This is a genomic window from Agrobacterium sp. YIC 4121 (assembly GCF_002008205.1).
Lineage (GTDB): Bacteria > Pseudomonadota > Alphaproteobacteria > Rhizobiales > Rhizobiaceae > Agrobacterium > Agrobacterium leguminum.
Genome location: NZ_MRDI01000027.1, coordinates 250,075 through 265,427, shown reverse-complemented (window position 1 = coordinate 265,427; position 15,353 = coordinate 250,075). Strand labels below are relative to the sequence as shown.

Annotated in this window: 12 protein-coding genes, 1 pseudogene and 1 other annotated feature; of the genes and pseudogenes, 4 read left to right on the top strand and 9 right to left on the bottom strand. The window is 60.3% G+C overall.

Going from position 1 to position 15,353, the window contains the following annotated elements:
* Position 1 precedes the first annotated feature (1 nt).
* The 8 genes and pseudogenes from BTE54_RS22920 to BTE54_RS22885 form a co-directional block, all read right to left on the bottom strand.
* The gene (locus BTE54_RS22920) at positions 2-634 is read right to left on the bottom strand and encodes a DapH/DapD/GlmU-related protein (protein ID WP_078054073.1); all 633 of its coding nucleotides are present in this window, start codon (positions 632-634) and stop codon (positions 2-4) included.
* 155 nt (positions 635-789) lie between these two features.
* Positions 790-1,137 (bottom strand): hypothetical protein, encoded by a 348-nt coding sequence (locus BTE54_RS22915; protein WP_078054072.1) that lies wholly within the window; start codon positions 1,135-1,137, stop codon positions 790-792.
* Between the two features lie 146 nt (positions 1,138-1,283).
* Complete coding sequence (locus tag BTE54_RS22910) at positions 1,284-1,631, bottom strand: hypothetical protein (RefSeq protein ID WP_065654053.1); 348 nt, start codon at positions 1,629-1,631, stop codon at positions 1,284-1,286.
* A 240-nt stretch (positions 1,632-1,871) separates the two neighbouring features.
* Positions 1,872-3,230, bottom strand: a complete 1,359-nt coding sequence (locus BTE54_RS22905) for an esterase-like activity of phytase family protein (RefSeq protein ID WP_078054071.1) — start codon at positions 3,228-3,230, stop codon at positions 1,872-1,874.
* A 153-nt stretch (positions 3,231-3,383) separates the two neighbouring features.
* Positions 3,384-4,412 carry an adenylate/guanylate cyclase domain-containing protein gene (locus BTE54_RS22900; protein ID WP_078054070.1) on the bottom strand — a complete coding sequence of 343 codons (1,029 nt, stop codon included), beginning with the start codon at positions 4,410-4,412 and terminating at the stop codon, positions 3,384-3,386.
* A gap of 209 nt (positions 4,413-4,621) precedes the next feature.
* Positions 4,622-4,858: pseudogene (locus BTE54_RS25520) on the bottom strand (hypothetical protein); the annotation flags it as partial.
* Between the two features lie 51 nt (positions 4,859-4,909).
* A complete protein-coding gene (gene rnd / locus BTE54_RS22890) occupies positions 4,910-6,070 on the bottom strand; it encodes a ribonuclease D (RefSeq protein WP_065654050.1) in 1,161 nt (386 codons plus the stop codon).
* 82 nt (positions 6,071-6,152) lie between these two features.
* Entirely contained in the window at positions 6,153-7,424 is a 1,272-nt protein-coding gene (locus BTE54_RS22885) for an MFS transporter (protein WP_078054069.1), read from the bottom strand.
* Positions 7,425-7,615: 191 nt separating this feature from the next.
* Here BTE54_RS22885 and aspS point away from each other — a divergent pair, with 191 nt between their 5' ends.
* From aspS to BTE54_RS22870, 3 genes are all read left to right on the top strand, one after another.
* On the top strand, positions 7,616-9,403 hold the full coding sequence (gene aspS, locus BTE54_RS22880) for an aspartate--tRNA ligase (RefSeq protein ID WP_078054068.1): 1,788 nt from the start codon (positions 7,616-7,618) through the stop codon (positions 9,401-9,403).
* Between the two features lies 1 nt (position 9,404).
* The gene (locus tag BTE54_RS22875; protein WP_003520788.1) at positions 9,405-9,881 is read left to right on the top strand and encodes an FUSC family protein; all 477 of its coding nucleotides are present in this window, start codon (positions 9,405-9,407) and stop codon (positions 9,879-9,881) included.
* A gap of 100 nt (positions 9,882-9,981) precedes the next feature.
* Positions 9,982-10,037: a sequence feature (sul1 is cis-regulatory element that is thought to sense ions involved in sulfur or methionine metabolism; They are found in Alphaproteobacteria), on the top strand.
* A 74-nt stretch (positions 10,038-10,111) separates the two neighbouring features.
* Positions 10,112-11,593 (top strand): SulP family inorganic anion transporter, encoded by a 1,482-nt coding sequence (locus BTE54_RS22870; RefSeq protein WP_078054067.1) that lies wholly within the window; start codon positions 10,112-10,114, stop codon positions 11,591-11,593.
* Positions 11,594-11,635: 42 nt separating this feature from the next.
* Here BTE54_RS22870 and BTE54_RS22865 read toward each other — a convergent pair whose 3' ends face one another.
* Positions 11,636-12,826: a hypothetical protein gene (locus tag BTE54_RS22865; protein WP_065654047.1), complete on the bottom strand. Its 1,191-nt coding sequence runs from the start codon at positions 12,824-12,826 to the stop codon at positions 11,636-11,638.
* 229 nt (positions 12,827-13,055) lie between these two features.
* On the opposite strand from BTE54_RS22865, the gene parC reads away from it, so the two are divergent.
* Entirely contained in the window at positions 13,056-15,308 is a 2,253-nt protein-coding gene (gene parC, locus BTE54_RS22860) for a DNA topoisomerase IV subunit A (protein WP_078054066.1), read from the top strand.
* Positions 15,309-15,353 lie beyond the last annotated feature (45 nt).

The following is a 15,353-nucleotide window of genomic DNA, read 5'->3' as shown; positions in this document are numbered from 1 at the left end:
GCTAGGACCAGCGCTCGCAAAAGGCTTCTATGTCGCTCGACTGAAAGTCGGAAAGCCGCGCCATGATCGTTTCGAATGGCCAATCCCACCATGCGATTGATGCAAGCTTTTCCGCGATGGGCCGCGAAAATCGTTCGCGAATGATTTTTGCGGGAACGCCGCCGACGATGGTGTAGGGCGGCACGTCTCTGGTGACGACCGCGCCGGCGGCTAGCACTGCCCCGTCTCCAACCGTGACACCCGGCAAGACGATAACGCCGTGACCGATCCAGACATCGTGACCGATGACGGCGCGGTCCTCCCTGCGCCGGTCGAAAAAGGCGTCATCGCGCACGGCATCCGCAGAATAATATTCAGGGCAATAGCTGAAACGGTGCATGGATGGCCGGTCCATCGGATGGTTCGGAGCGCCTATCCTGACCTCTGCGGCGATGGCGCAGAATTTTCCGATCGTTGCATCGCCCACCATGCAACGGGGGCCAAGATAGGAGTAATTGCCGAGCTCGGCATTGTGCAGGGAGGTGTCAGCCAGAATTTCGCAGCATTCGCCGATGCTTGAATCTCTTATGCTCGCCGTCGCATGGACGACGGTCTCCGCAATTTTCGGGCGCTTGATCTGTGCGGTCGAATCCATTCCAGCCTCCGGATTTGCGCCTGCTTAAACGGCGATGATGAAGGTGCTGTGACGTGAAATGGCGATAGGGGTCCGGCCGGGCTGGGCATCCTCTCTAAAACGCAGATCGCGCGCGATGCCGCGTGACGCGAAATCCTGTCTTCACTCGGAATGTATCACTTGCCGGGGACATCCGCCGCGGCAGGCGTTTTCTTCCAGTAGTGGTCGGATATGTTTTGCGCATTCCGAATGATGTGGCCGGCGATTTCGGGGTCTCCGCCCTCGAAGGTTTTCGGGTCCGCCCCGCATAACATCAGGAAGAGCTGCTGATGGGCGACAGCGGTAAAATAGTCGTGGGGCGGCGGCTGCATGTCTGAATCGACGGCCCGGAATGCATCAGCGACCTCTTTGCTGGCACGTTCGAGCGCTGCGTGAATGGTGGCCATCATCACTGCCCCCGTGCGCTCCAATATGGCCTGTACCTGCCGTTCCGCCGGTGTCAGGACCGGGCAACTTTCACTCATCGAATATCTCTCCTGCCGGTGCAACCATTCCACCTGGCGATATTATCGCAAGGATTGTGTCCGCTTTGCGGGAAAGATTGACATCGTGGTCTCGGAGCGTGACACCCTGGCTGGCCACCGTGCCGCGATGCGCTTTTGCTAACGGCTCAGCCGTGCCCGAGCGCCTTGCGGATGCAGGCGCTGAGATAGGCATATTGCAGCGGCGTTATCGTCGCCATGGCTTCCGTGCGGCTGGCAAGCCTGTCCTGATAGCCGACCGGAATATCGAACTGGCTGAAGGTGAAATCCCAGCGGGTGCCTTCGACGATATTGTAAAAATGGTCGGCACCGCTGACAGCGGTTTTGGCAAGCTCTCCGCCGAAAATATCCTGTACCACCAGCGCGGTGACGCTGCCTTGGCCCTTGGCGGGGTTTTCGCGCGACCAGAGGCCGCTCGTCTCGCCCGACCAGCTTTTCTTCAGGGCGTAATAAAGTCTTTCTGCGTGGTCCTGCATGAAACGTCTTCTTTTCCGCAAGCATGTTTCGGTCAAAGCATTTCCAGCGAAAGTGCGCTCGGTTTTGCGTCCGGAAATGCATAAAAACAGAGAGTTAGAGCAATGGAGGTGAACCGGTGCTCACCGAAATTGCTCTAGCTCTGGAAAATCGGAACGGAGCGCCATGCAGACATTTGTGTCTGCCGGGCGCTCCGTCCGGATCATTCGCAGCCGTCAAAGCAAGTGACAGCAGCCTTGGTCTTATTTCGCCTCGAGCAGGTCCTTTACCTCCAGCAGGACGAATTCGTTGTCGTCAGCCTTGTCCAGCGCACGGCCGGCCGAGAAGGGCAGGTTGTTGTCGTTGCCGATGACGATATGGGTGGCATCGACGCGGTCGACATTCTCGATGGTGACGAAAGGCATGTCGTAATAGCCGTTGCCGCCGCCCTGACGTTTCTTGTTGTCAGGATCGGAGATCTTCAGAAGATCGATATAGCCGATCTTGCGGGCGGCCTTGCCGACATTGGCGTCATTGAACTCGATCTTGTAGATGCGCTTGACCTTGGAAGGCACGGCAAAGCAGTTTGCTGCCGGCTTCTTCGGATCGGCGCAGGCCTTGTCGGCCGTGCCGGCGCCGTTGTCGCGCTCAATGACGAGCGCGGTGGTGTCATCCAGCATGTTGAAGTCGCCGATTGCCTCGCCGCCTTCCGCCAGCGGATAAAGCCAGCTGCGGCCGGTCCACGCCTTCTTGGCGGTGTCAAGTTCGATGATGCGCAGCGCGGTCGCGCCGTCATCGGTTTTTTCCACCTGGCCGTCGGCCATGTAGAGCGGGCCTTCCAGCAGGCCATAGAGCTTCGAGCCGTCCTTGGAGAGCGCCATGCCCTCATAACCGCCGGAGCGCTTCAGGTTGAAAGCGGGCATTTTCTGCGTGGGGTTGCCGGGCAGGGCAAGAGCCGGATGGTCGGGAGACTTCACCTCGATGTCGCCGGCCTTGGTAGAGATCACATCGGTCAGCTTGCCGTCGCGGGTGAATTTCAGAATGTAGGGGCCGAATTCTTCGCCGACCCAGAAACCGTCAGCGACAGGCTGAATGGATTCGACGTCGAAATCCGCGCCCGTCAGGTAACGCTTGCTCGAGCCTTCCAGAACGATGGGGAAGGGCGCCTTCATGTCGGGATCGGAGAGGAACACGGTTTCAAGCGCGTTGACCTTGCTGGCGTCCCAGTCGAACTTCAGATGGTGAAGCATCAGCATGGCGTCGCTGGAATTGAGCTTGGAACCGAAACCGTTGTCGGAAAGGCTCCAGAAGCTACCGTCCGGCATCGCCCGGATGCCGGAAAAGCCCTGCATCGGCTGGCCGTTGAACGGCATGGAAAGGCCGGTCAGGCGCACGCCGTCCTTGCCGGGCACGGTGCCGAGGCCCTCGGCGCGCTTGCGGTCGGCCGTGGTGAATTTGGCGGAGGTCTTGAGGTGCTCCGGCGCATCGGCAGGTGCGGCGATCATGGTGTTGGCAGGCAGAATGGCGTGCGAAACGAGCTTTGCCGGAAACTCCTTTTCCGCCGCATGTGCCGCGCCGGCGAGCGCGAGAACCGCGAAAGGTGCAAAAAGAATGTGCTTCATGACGGAGACCCCTCTCAATACATGTTGAAGACAGGATTGACGCGATAGGGTCGTCGCATGACAGGCAGGTGATTGCCGTTTGAAGCTTTGATGAATTTTGATGACGGCCATCGTCGGTAAATGGGTCGCACGGCTTTTTGCCGCCGGTGGCCCTTATGCGGCGGGCGCCTGATATTGGCTGAGGGTGCAGACGCCGAGCGTCTGTCCACGGCCCTTGACGGCATGTTCGCCCAGATATTCGCTGCGCACGCCCTTCGGAAGCACCAGCTGATGGGCAAGGTCAGCGGAAATCAGCACCGGGTGGCCGAGCATCTTGCTCAGCGATTCGAGCCGCGAGGTTGTGTTCACCGTGTCGCCGAAATAAGTGATCTTGTGGTGATCGACGCCGATTTCCGCGGTGATGACTGGGCCACCATGAATGGCGAAGCGCAGGCGCGGCACCTCGCCGAAGCGGGAAAGCCACATGTCGCGGGTGTTTTCAATGGTCGCCTGAATATCGAAGACGCAGCGCACGCAGGCCGCCCGCCGGATCGCCATGTGATAGGGCCAGGTGATGATGGCGGCGTCGCCGATATAGTCGTCGATGACGCCGCCGTGTTTTCTGACCGGTGCGGCATAACTTGCAAAGATTTCGCCGAGAAATTCCTGGGCCTTCAGGTCGCCATGGGTTTCGGCGAAGGAGGTGGAGCCGACGAGATCGATGAAGATGAAGACGCGGTCTTCGCTGACCGGCCGGCGATAACGCCCCAGGATGAGGTCGATGAAGATATCGCGGCCGAGAAGCTCGCGCACCCGCATGATGAAGACGATGATGCCGCAGACAATGAGGGTGAACATCAGCGTCTGCACCTCGGCATGGACGGCGCGTTTCCAGGTACCGGGAAATATCCCGCTCAACCACAGGATTGTGCCGCCAAGCCCGAAGCCGCAAAAGACGAGGATGGCATAGATGACGAGGCCGACGGCGATATAGGCCGGCGTCGGCAGGGCGCTCACCTGCCGCGACAGGCCGGGCATGATGTAACCGCGCTCGAAGGCGAGAATGGGTGCGCAGGCAAACAGCGCATAGGTCGCGCCGATCAATGCGCCGCCGCCATATTCCAGAAAGGCGTAGGCCACGCCGCTGCCGGCCACGGCAACGAAGAGCACCACGTAATCCAGAATGGGCAGCAATTTTCTCATGTCGGTTCTTGGGTCTCGGAAGGGAAGGCTTTGGTCTCGGCAAAGAAGGGCAGGCCGCTCCCTTCGGTCGAAGCTTCTGTTCAGGTCATATGCGACATTAATGTGGAAAAAGCGCCGCAAAAAGTGAGCAATCGGTAAGGTTGCATGAAGGATTGGTGAGGCTGTTGCGCTGTTGCAGCAAAATCGGCGTTGCCGCCGTTATACGTCTGATAGGATGTTCTGTAATAGACGGTTTCAAGCGGGGATTGCGGCCGGTCATTTGGCGAGCGGTTCGACCATTTGACAGGGAAGGCGGCGAAAGGCAGCCGGTGGCCGTCGATCCAGGCCCGGTCGAACAGGGTTTCTCCCTTGCGGGCGAAGATGATGGCGGCGCAGGTGCGGCCGTCGACGTCGAAGGGAATGTTCTCCTTCCAGCCGCTCAAGCTGCAGCCCATGCCTTTCGGGTCCGCGATTATAGCGGTCGACACGTCGCCGTTGGGGTGGAAAGCGGCGGGCCGTTACGGCTCGCCTGCCGCAACCTCCACCGCCTCGACCTTCTTGCCAGCGAAACGCAGCGCCACTTCGCCATTGATGAGCTTCAGGGCCACATCGCCGAAGAGTTCCCGCCGCCAGCCGGTCAGCGCCGCCACGGTTGCCTTTTCGCCCTCGGCGGCGATCTTGTCCAGATCGTCGCTATTGGCGATGACCTTGGCGGCGACGCCATGCTTGTCCGCCGTCAGCTTCAGCAGAACTTTCAGAAGTTCCACGGCAGCGCCGGAGCCTTCCGGTGCGTGGCTGTGACGCGGTGCCTTCGGCATTTCCTCTTTCGGCAGCGCCAGCGCCGCATTCACCGTTTCGACGATGGCGGTGCCGGAGGCGGAGCGCTCCCAGCCCTTGGGGATGGTGCGAAGCCGCGACAGCGCCTCGGCGTCCTTCGGCTGCTGCTGGGCGATTTCGAAGATCGCATCGTCCTTCAGCACGCGTGAGCGCGGAACGTTGCGGGAGCGCGCCTCACGCTCGCGCCAGGCGGCGATGAATTTGAGGATCGCAAGTTCCGTCGGTTTGCGCAGGCGCGATTTCAGCCGCAGCCAGGCATCGTCGGGATGCATGTCATAGGTGTCGCGAGACTCGAGAATGTCCATCTCTTCGGTCAGCCACAGCGAGCGGCCTTCGCGCTCGAGCTGGGCCTTCAGCGAGAGATAGACATCCCGCAGATGGGTCACGTCGGCCAGCGCGTAGTCCAGCTGCTTTTCGGTCAGCGGACGGCGGCTCCAGTCGGTGAAACGCGAGGATTTGTCGATCTGGACGTTTTTGATCTTCTGCACCAGCTGGTCGTAGGAGATCGAATCGCCGAAACCGCAGACCATGGCGGCAACCTGCGTGTCGAAGATCGGGTGCGGAATAAGCCCGCCGAGATGATAGATGATCTCGATATCCTGTCGCGCCGCATGGAAAACCTTCACGACAGCAGGATTGGCCATCAGTTCGAAAAGAGGGGTCAGGTCGAGACCCTTCGCCAGCGGATCGACCAGCACTTCGAGCGTGGGGCTTGCCATCTGCACGAGGCAGAGTTCCGGCCAGAAGGTCGTTTCCCGCAGAAATTCGGTGTCGATGGTGATGAATTCCGATTTCGCCAGTTCCGTGCAGGCTTCGGCGAGGGCGGCAGTCGTTTCAATCATTGTTATTGGCCAATCGTGAAAATTATCCGTCTTACTTTCCCTTTGCCGGGCGCATGTCAATACAAAGCCCGCTTTTGAAGGCTCAAGGATCGTTTTTCTCGGGCGGATGGGGCTCCGCTTCATCCTTTTTGGGGGGCGGAGCCGCGGCGAGCTTCTGGAAATAGGCTGAGGTGCGCAAAAGCGAGCTGAACCGCCAGTTCCGCTCCTCCACGGGCACACCTTCGCGCACCTGCAGCCGGTAGATGGTATAGGCGATGAAAACGATCTGGATCGCTGCCGTATAGCTGAATAGCGCCTTCGGGCCGAACTGGTCGATCAGCACGGAGGCGAGCAGCGGCCCGACGGTTGCGCCCACCGACCAGAAGAACAGCAGTCCGGCCGACATCATCGCATGTTCGCCTTCCCTGGCATGGTCGTTGCCATGAGCGGAACTCAGCGAATAGAGCGGCAGGGCGAAGGCGCCGAAGATGAAGACGCCGATGATGTTGCTCCACTCATCGGTTCCGGCGAAGAAGGCGAGAAACAGGCCGACGACGACCGAGCCCGCCGTGGTGGCGAGAATGATGATGCGCCGGTCATAACGGTCGGAATAGACGCCGAGCGGATATTGCAGCACCACGCCGCCAATGATGCCGGCGCTCATGAAGGTGGCGATGGCGGTGACGGAAAGGCCGATCTGTTCGGCATAGATCGGGCCGATATTGCGAAACGCCGCCATGCTGAGACCGACGGCCACGCAGCCGACGACGGCAAGCGGCGAGATGCGCCACACCGCGAAGAGATTGAAGGGTATCTGTTTCGGCGGCGCGGGGTTGGATTTGTCGGCAAGCGAGATCGGCACCAGCGACAGCGTCAGCGCCATGGCGATCAGCGAAAACACCACGGGTCCGTCGATGCCCGCGACGGGAATGATATATTGCGCAAGCGTGACGGAGCCGAGATCGACGAAACGATAGATGGAGAGCGTGCGCGCCCGATTGGAATTGGTGACCTGCGCGTTGATCCAGCTTTCGATGGCCGCGAAAAGACAGGCGACGGCAATGCCGGTGACGAAGCGCATCAGCATCCAGAACAGGGGATGCATAAGGAGCGGCATGGCGATCGCTGCGGCGGATGCGACGGCCGCCATGGTGGCGAAGGTGCGGATATGGCCAATCTTGCGCAGAAGCCGCGTCACCGAAATGCAGCCAAGCGCGAAACCGAAGCTATAGGCGGCGCTGATGAGGCCGATGGTGCTGGCGGAAAACCCTTCGGAGAGACCGCGCAGCGCTATATAGGTTCCCTGCAGGCCGTTGCCGCCGATCAGGATACCGGCGGTGACGAGAAGCGGGATAAGAGGTCTGATCTGGCTCATTGCGGGCCGACTCGGTTTGGCGGGCTGGATTAGTCCTATCTAAAGCGAAGGCAGGGGAAAGGACAGGCTGAAGGCGACATTGTTGTGCTTTGCCTTGACAAATCAGGCTGGCCATGCGCTTTTCCGGCAAATTTCGACAGTGCCGCCCATCTGGCCTCCATCAGGCCCACGACACGTTCCAGGATAAAAAAATGCATCGTTACCGCAGCCACACCTGTGCCGCTCTCCGCAAGTCCGACGTCGGCGAAACCGTTCGCCTTTCCGGTTGGGTTCATCGCGTGCGAGATCATGGCGGCGTTCTCTTCATCGACCTTCGCGACCATTACGGCATCACCCAGGTGGTGGCCGATCCGGACAGCCCGGCCTTCAAGGTTGCCGAAACCGTGCGCGGCGAATGGGTCATCCGCATCGACGGCCTCGTCAAGGCGCGTTCGGAAGACACCGTCAACAAGGGCATGGCGACGGGCGAGATCGAGCTTTACGCCCAGGAAATCGAGGTTCTCGGCGTTGCCAAGGAATTGCCGCTGCCGGTCTTCGGTGAGCCTGATTATCCTGAAGACGTCCGCCTGAAGTATCGCTTCCTCGACCTGCGCCGCGAAACGCTGCACAAGAACATCGTCAAGCGCACGCAGATCATCTCCGCCATGCGCACCGGCATGGCCGATGCCGGCTTTGCCGAATATACGACGCCGATCCTCACCGCTTCCTCGCCGGAAGGCGCGCGCGACTTCCTCGTGCCGTCGCGTATCCATGAAGGCAAGTTCTTCGCGCTGCCGCAGGCGCCGCAGCAGTACAAGCAGCTTCTGATGGTGGCCGGTTTCGACCGTTATTTCCAGATCGCGCCGTGCTTCCGCGATGAAGACCCGCGCGCCGACCGCCTGCCGGGCGAATTCTACCAGCTCGACGTCGAAATGAGCTTCGTGACCCAGGAAGATGTCTGGACCACGATGGAGCCGATGATGACGGCCGTGTTCGAGAAATTCGCCGAAGGCAAGCCGGTTACCAAAGAGTGGCCGCGCATTCCCTATGACGAGGCGATCCGCAAATATGGTTCCGACAAGCCGGACCTGCGCAACCCGATCGTCATGGAAGCCGTGACCGAACATTTCGACGGTTCGGGCTTTAAGGTCTTCGCGAACATGATCGCCTCCAACCCGAAGGTGCAGGTCTGGGCCATCCCGGCCAAGACCGGCGGCTCGCGCGCTTTCTGCGACCGCATGAACGCATGGGCGCAGTCTCAGGGCCAGCCTGGCCTCGGTTACATCTTCTGGAAGGAAGAGGACGGCAAGGTCGGCGGTTCCGGTCCGCTCGCCAAGAACATCGGCGAGGAACGCACCGAGGCGCTGCGGCAGCAGCTCGGCCTTGAGGCGGGCGATGCCTGCTTCTTCGTCGCCGGCGATCCGGCCAAGTTCTACAAGTTTGCCGGTGAAGCGCGCACCCGCGCTGCCGACGAGCTGAACCTGATCGACCGCGACCGTTTCGAAATGTGCTGGATCGTCGACTTCCCCTTCTTCGAATATAACGAAGAAGAAAAAAAGATCGACTTCGCCCATAACCCCTTCTCGATGCCGCAGGGCGGTCTGGAAGCGCTGGAAGGGCAGGATCCGCTCTCCATCAAGGCGTTCCAGTATGACGCGGTCTGCAACGGCTTCGAAATCGCCTCCGGCTCGATCCGTAACCAGTCGCCCGAGCTGATGGTCAAGGCCTTCGAAAAGGTGGGCCTGTCGCAGAGCGATGTGGAAGAGCGCTTCGGCGGTCTCTATCGCGCCTTCCAGTACGGCGCGCCTCCGCATGGCGGCTGCGCATTCGGTATCGACCGCGTGGTCATGCTGCTGGTTGGCGCGAAGAACCTGCGCGAAATCACGCTGTTCCCGATGAACCAGCAGGCGCAGGACTTGCTGATGAACGCGCCGTCGCCGGCAACGCCGACGCAGCTTCGTGAGCTGGCGCTGCGCGTCGTTCCGTCCAAGAAGGACTGATATGGTGAAGACGCTGCTCGACCGGGTTCGCGCAGCCTTCACCCGTGCATTGGCGGCCGCTCTTGCGGCCGCTTTTGCGTTCTGGGTCGCGCATCGGTGGCTGGGCCACCCGCAACCCGTCTTTGCCGCAATCAGCGCACTTATCTGCCTTGCTCCGGGAATTCCAAGCCATGTTCGTCAGGGCCTAGGCCTGATGGTTGGTGTCACCGTCGGCATTCTCGTTGGGGAGATTGCGCTCCTTGTCCCGCATGACTTCGCTGAAATCCGGCTGGCCTCGGCGACCTTCATCGCCATGATCCTTGCGTCCATGTTCGGTCTGCCGCCGGTCGTGCCGATACAGGCAGGCGCTTCAGCCATGCTGGTGCTCTTAATGGGGCCGCAGGCTGCCGGTTTTGTCCGTTTTGTCGATGTGATCGTGGGCGTGGCGACCGGTGTAGCCGTAGCGCTCGTCTTCTTTCGCGAGCGGCTGAAGCTCTAGCGGTCTTGCGCAAAGCGGCATGAGCATACGATCGCAGACATCGAAAGCGGGCGCGCAACTTGCGGCCCGCTTTTTTGCTGTTTATAGGTGAATTACTCACCACGGACCCGGTGAAACTCCGGGTGGCTCTTCTGGCCGCCGATCCGCCAGACAACGCAAAGCACCGACATTTCATCTCAATCTACCGGACATGGCTCCGGCCGGTGCGTCATTCTTTGCGAAAAAATCAGATGAACAAATTTCAGACTTACAGACGTGAGTGGTTTTCCAATATTCGCGGCGATCTCCTTTCCGGCATCGTCGTGGCACTCGCCCTCATTCCCGAAGCCATCGGCTTTTCCGTCATCGCCGGGGTCGATCCGAAGGTGGGATTGTTCGCCTCCTTTGCGATTGCCTGCGTTTCCGCCTTCACCGGCGGCAGACCGGGCATGATCTCGGCGGCAACCGCCGCCACGGCCGTCCTGATGGTTACGCTCGTCAAGGAACACGGGCTGCAATATCTCTTCGCCGCCACCATTCTCATGGGCGTGCTGCAAATTCTGGCGGGCCTTCTAAAACTCGGCCGGGTGATGCGCTTCGTCTCGCGTTCGGTCATGACCGGCTTCGTCAATGCGCTGGCGATCCTGATCTTCACGGCGCAATTGCCGGAACTGATCGGCGTCCCGGTCGAAACCTATGTCATGATCGCGGCCGGCCTTGCGATCATCTATCTCTTCCCGCTGTTCACGAAGATCGTGCCGTCGCCGCTGGTCGCCATCATCGCTCTCACCTGTGTCGCCGTCTTCTCCGGCATGGATATCCGCACGGTCGGCGATCTCGGTGAGTTGCCCTCGACGCTGCCGATATTCGCGCTGCCGCAGGTACCACTGACCTTCGAGACGTTACAGATCATCTTTCCCTATTCCGTCGCACTCGCCGCCGTCGGTCTGCTGGAATCGCTGCTGACAGCGCAGATCGTCGACGACATGACGGATACGGGCAGCAACAAGAGCCGGGAATGCATCGGGCAGGGGACGAGCAACATCGCCTCCGCCCTCATCGGCGGCATGGGCGGCTGCGCCATGATCGGCCAGTCCGTCATCAATGTCAGTTCGGGCGGTCGGGGCCGCTTGTCCACTTTCGTCGCGGGCGCGTTCCTGCTCTTCCTCATACTGGTGCTGGATGATCTCGTGCGCATCATTCCCATGGCCGCGCTGGTGTCGGTGATGATCATGGTCTCCATCGGCACATTCTCGTGGCGATCCATCCTCGATCTGCGCCGCAACCCGCCATCCTCCAGCATCGTCATGCTGGTCACGGTCGGCACGGTGCTTGCGACCCACGATCTTGCAAAGGGCGTGTTGGCCGGCGTCCTTCTCTCCGGCGTGTTTTTCGCAGGCAAGGTTTCAAAGCTTTTCCATGTCCGGCCGGAGCTTTCAGCCGATGGCCGGGAGCGGATTTATCGTGTCGACGGCCAGATTTTCTTCGCCTCGACGGAAAGCTTCATTGCCGCCTTCGATTTCGCCGAGGAGGTTGAGGCGGTGACGATCGATGTCACGCAGGCGCATCTGTGGGATATTTCCGCAGTCGGCGCTCTGGACAAGGTGGTGCTGAAATTCCGCAAGGCCGGCAGGCGGGTCGAGGTGATCGGTGTCAACGAGGCGAGCGCCCACATGATCGACCGCTTCGCCCTGCACGATAAACAGGATGGCGCTGCCGCGCCGCTGCACTGAGCGCAAAAGAAAAGCCCCGGCATGACCGGGGCTTTTTTAGTTTTATTCGTTTGCCGTCACCGTGACGCCGAGCATTTTCGGCAGGGTGTTCGGCGCGCCCATCGCAGCGCCCATGATCATCGGGAACGGAACCGGCTTTTCCGGCTCCGCCGTGATCGAGAAGTTCTTCGGATTGTCGATATAGGCGTTGACGGCTGCCGACACCATGTTCTGCAATTCCGGCACGTTGAGCGAGGCCATCATGATCGGGGCCATGCCCTTGATGGTCTGGGCAAGCTGATCGCCAGTCATGCCCTGCTGGCTTGCCGCATAGTCGATGGCGCGCTTGGTGATGCTGGCGTCTTCGAAGCTGATTTCAGCGTTGATGAAGGAGAGCTGCTGCATCAGGCCGAGCATGGCAAGGCTTGCCGCCTGGTCCGCCTGTTCCTTGTTCGGATTGGCGGCCTGCGCCTTCACCGTCTCCTGCATCGACTTGATGAAGGCGAGCGTGTAGCCGGAGAAACCGAACGACATATTCAGGCGGCCGACATCATCGAGGTCGATGGCATATTCTTCAACATCGATAGTACCGGAGGCCACTTCCCAGCTACCGCTCATGGTCATGTCGCCGGAGAGCGCCTGCAGCTTCAGCTTTTCGATCGCGTCCTTGGTCGCAGGATCGGTCACTTCGCTGAGATCGGCCTTGAAACCGGAAGCGTCGAGTTCAAAGCCGATAGAGTTCTTGTCATCGCTGACCGACATCGTCGCGCTGGTTTCCTCAAGCGAGAAAGCCGGCTTGCCGTCGATGGAAACGGAAACCGGACCGCTATGTGCTTCGTCGTAGAACATCAGCGCATCGACGGTGCCAGTGGTGGAGTCTGCGGGAATGACGAGACCGGACATGTAAATGTCGCTTGCCTTGATCTCTACATTTTCCTGCTTGTAGTCGATATTGTCGAAGCGGGCGTTCTTGATCTTGTAGCCGCCGTTGTTTTCCTCGACGCCTTCGAGCGTCACATTGCCGACCGGGATCTTCTTGGCCGGATCTGCGGCCGCGTTGAAGGTCACGTCGTTCAGGGTCACCGTCGAGCCGTTGACGGCGACGGAACCGGCGGCGATCTCACCGCCCTGCGCGGCATAGGCCGCATTGATCTTCTTCAGCACATCCCCGCCATCCAGCGCGAAAGCCGGCGCCGAAAGCGTAAGAAGCGCGGCACTCGCGAAAAGAACCTGCCGGGTGGATTTCAGTCTCATGATGTTTCTTCCCTCAACGTACGGCTGTGCACCGTGTTCGAATTCGAATGCTGATACTTATATTCGCGATTATTCAAAGGTCTATAGGATTTAGATCGATTCCCATGACGGCGGCATTGCGGCATTTGCAACGCGGTTAACAAAAAACAGCATGAAAGGGTTGCGTTCATCCACAGGCGCGACCCCCGAATTTCTTGCCGGGAATCGGCATTTCCGCTAGTCAAGCACCATGGGAAAAAATCTTGTACCTCCGCCCGGCGGAGACGATAACATTCATCCGGTCGATTTGAAGGCGGCGCTTGAAGAGCGCTACCTCGCTTATGCCTTGTCCACGATCATGCATCGTGCGCTGCCGGATGTGCGCGACGGCCTGAAGCCGGTTCACCGCCGCATCATTCACGCCATGAGCGAAATGGGCATTCGCCCCAACTCGGCCTTCAAGAAATGCGCCCGTATCGTCGGTGACGTGATCGGTAAATTCCACCCGCATGGCGACCAGTCTGTCTATGACGCGCTGGTGCGTCTCGCACAGGATTTCTCGCAGCGTTATCCCATCGTCGACGGGCAGGGCAATTTCGGCAATATCGATGGCGACGGCGCCGCCGCCTATCGTTACACCGAAGCGCGCATGACCGAGGTTGCGGCGCTGCTGCTTGAAGGCATCGGCGAGGATGCGGTGGATTTCCGCGCCACCTATAATGAGGAAGACGAGGAACCCGTCGTCCTGCCGGGCGCTTTCCCCAATCTGCTCGCCAACGGCGCCTCCGGCATCGCAGTGGGCATGGCGACGTCGATCCCGCCACATAACGCCCATGAGATTTGCGACGCGGCGCTTTACCTCATCAAGCATCCCGATGCGACGGTTGAAAAGCTGGTGGAATTCATTCCCGGCCCCGACCTGCCGACGGGCGGCGTGATCGTTGAGAGCCGCGAGAATATTCTCGATGCCTATAAGACCGGCCGCGGCGGTTTCCGTGTGCGCGCCAAGTGGGAAACGGAAGATCTCGGCCGTGGCGGTTACCAGATCGTCATCACCGAAATTCCCTTCCAGGTGCAGAAATCGCGCCTGATAGAGAAGATCGCCGAGCTGCTGATTGCCCGCAAGCTGCCGCTTCTCGAGGATATTCGCGACGAATCGGCCGAAGACGTGCGCATCGTGCTGGTGCCGAAGAGCCGTACCGTCGATGCGACGCTGCTGATGGAATCGCTGTTTCGCCTGTCCGACCTCGAAAGCCGCCTGCCGCTCAACATGAACGTGCTGTCGCTCGGCAAGGTGCCGAAGGTGATGGCGCTGAACGAGGTGCTGAGCGAGTGGCTGGCGCACCGCAAGGATGTGCTGGTCCGCCGTTCCCGCCATCGTCTGGCCGCCATCGACCGCAGGCTGGAAATCCTGGGCGGCCTGCTTGTGGCCTACCTGAATCTCGATGAGGTCATCCGCATCATCCGCGAGGAGGATGAGCCGAAACAGGTGATGATGGCCAAGTGGTCGCTCACCGACAATCAGGCCGAAGCCATCCTCAACATGCGGCTGCGCAACCTGCGCAAACTTGAGGAATTCGAAATCCGCAAGGAATTCGATGACCTCAGCAACGAGAAGGCTGAAATCGAGGGGCTGCTCGCCTCCGATGACAAGCAATGGCAGACCGTCGCCTGGGAAATCGGCGAGGTCAAAAAGAAATATGCCAAGGCAACCGAGATCGGCCGCCGCCGCACGCAATTCGCGGATGCGCCGGATGCCGATATCGAGGCCATCCAGCAGGCGATGATCGAGAAAGAACCGGTCACTATCGTCATCTCGCAGAAGGGCTGGATCCGGGCGCTGAAGGGGCACATGTCCGACACCTCGTCGCTCACCTTCAAGGAAGGAGACGGCCCGAAACTCGCTTTCCCGGCGCAGACGACCGACAAGCTGCTGCTGCTGACGACGGGCGGCAAGGCCTATACGCTTGGCGCCGACAAGCTGCCGGGCGGTCGCGGCCATGGCGAGCCGATCCGCATCATGGTCGATATGGAGAACGATCAGGACATCCTGACCGCCTTCGTGCATGATCCGTCACGCAAGCTGCTGCTCGTCTCCACGGCCGGCAACGGTTTCATCGTGGCCGAGAGCGAGATGGTCGCGAATACCCGCAAGGGCAAGCAGATCATGAATGTCTCGATGCCGGATGAAGCCAAGCTCGCCGTGCCGGTCACGGGCGACCATGTCGCCGTCGTCGGCGAAAACCGCAAGCTCTTGGCCTTCCCGCTGGCGCAGGTGCCGGAAATGTCGCGCGGCAAGGGCGTGCGCCTGCAACGCTACAAGGATGGCGGCGTCGTCGACGTCAAATGTTTCGCGCTTGCCGAGGGCTTGTCATGGTCCGACACGGCCGGGCGTCTATTCAACAAGGTGGGTGAAGAACTGCGCGAATGGCTGGCCGACCGCGCAACGGCGGGCCGCACTGTGCCGAAGGGCTTTCCGCGCAGCGGGAAATTTGGCGGCTGATATTTGAACGTCCCGGGGCTGTCCCGGGACGTTTTCAATCTCATG

What these genes read in the sequence shown, in the direction of transcription:
- BTE54_RS22920 (WP_078054073.1), bottom strand. Translation starts at nt 634, where the DNA reads ATGGATTCGACCGCACAGATCAAGCGCCCGAAAATTGCGGAGACCGTC.
- BTE54_RS22915 (WP_078054072.1), bottom strand. Translation starts at nt 1,137, where the DNA reads ATGAGTGAAAGTTGCCCGGTCCTGACACCGGCGGAACGGCAGGTACAG.
- BTE54_RS22910 (WP_065654053.1), bottom strand. Translation starts at nt 1,631, where the DNA reads ATGCAGGACCACGCAGAAAGACTTTATTACGCCCTGAAGAAAAGCTGG.
- BTE54_RS22905 (WP_078054071.1), bottom strand. Translation starts at nt 3,230, where the DNA reads ATGAAGCACATTCTTTTTGCACCTTTCGCGGTTCTCGCGCTCGCCGGC.
- BTE54_RS22900 (WP_078054070.1), bottom strand. Translation starts at nt 4,412, where the DNA reads ATGAGAAAATTGCTGCCCATTCTGGATTACGTGGTGCTCTTCGTTGCC.
- rnd (WP_065654050.1), bottom strand. Translation starts at nt 6,070, where the DNA reads ATGATTGAAACGACTGCCGCCCTCGCCGAAGCCTGCACGGAACTGGCG.
- BTE54_RS22885 (WP_078054069.1), bottom strand. Translation starts at nt 7,424, where the DNA reads ATGAGCCAGATCAGACCTCTTATCCCGCTTCTCGTCACCGCCGGTATC.
- aspS (WP_078054068.1), top strand. Translation starts at nt 7,616, where the DNA reads ATGCATCGTTACCGCAGCCACACCTGTGCCGCTCTCCGCAAGTCCGAC.
- BTE54_RS22875 (WP_003520788.1), top strand. Translation starts at nt 9,405, where the DNA reads ATGGTGAAGACGCTGCTCGACCGGGTTCGCGCAGCCTTCACCCGTGCA.
- BTE54_RS22870 (WP_078054067.1), top strand. Translation starts at nt 10,112, where the DNA reads ATGAACAAATTTCAGACTTACAGACGTGAGTGGTTTTCCAATATTCGC.
- BTE54_RS22865 (WP_065654047.1), bottom strand. Translation starts at nt 12,826, where the DNA reads ATGAGACTGAAATCCACCCGGCAGGTTCTTTTCGCGAGTGCCGCGCTT.
- parC (WP_078054066.1), top strand. Translation starts at nt 13,056, where the DNA reads ATGGGAAAAAATCTTGTACCTCCGCCCGGCGGAGACGATAACATTCAT.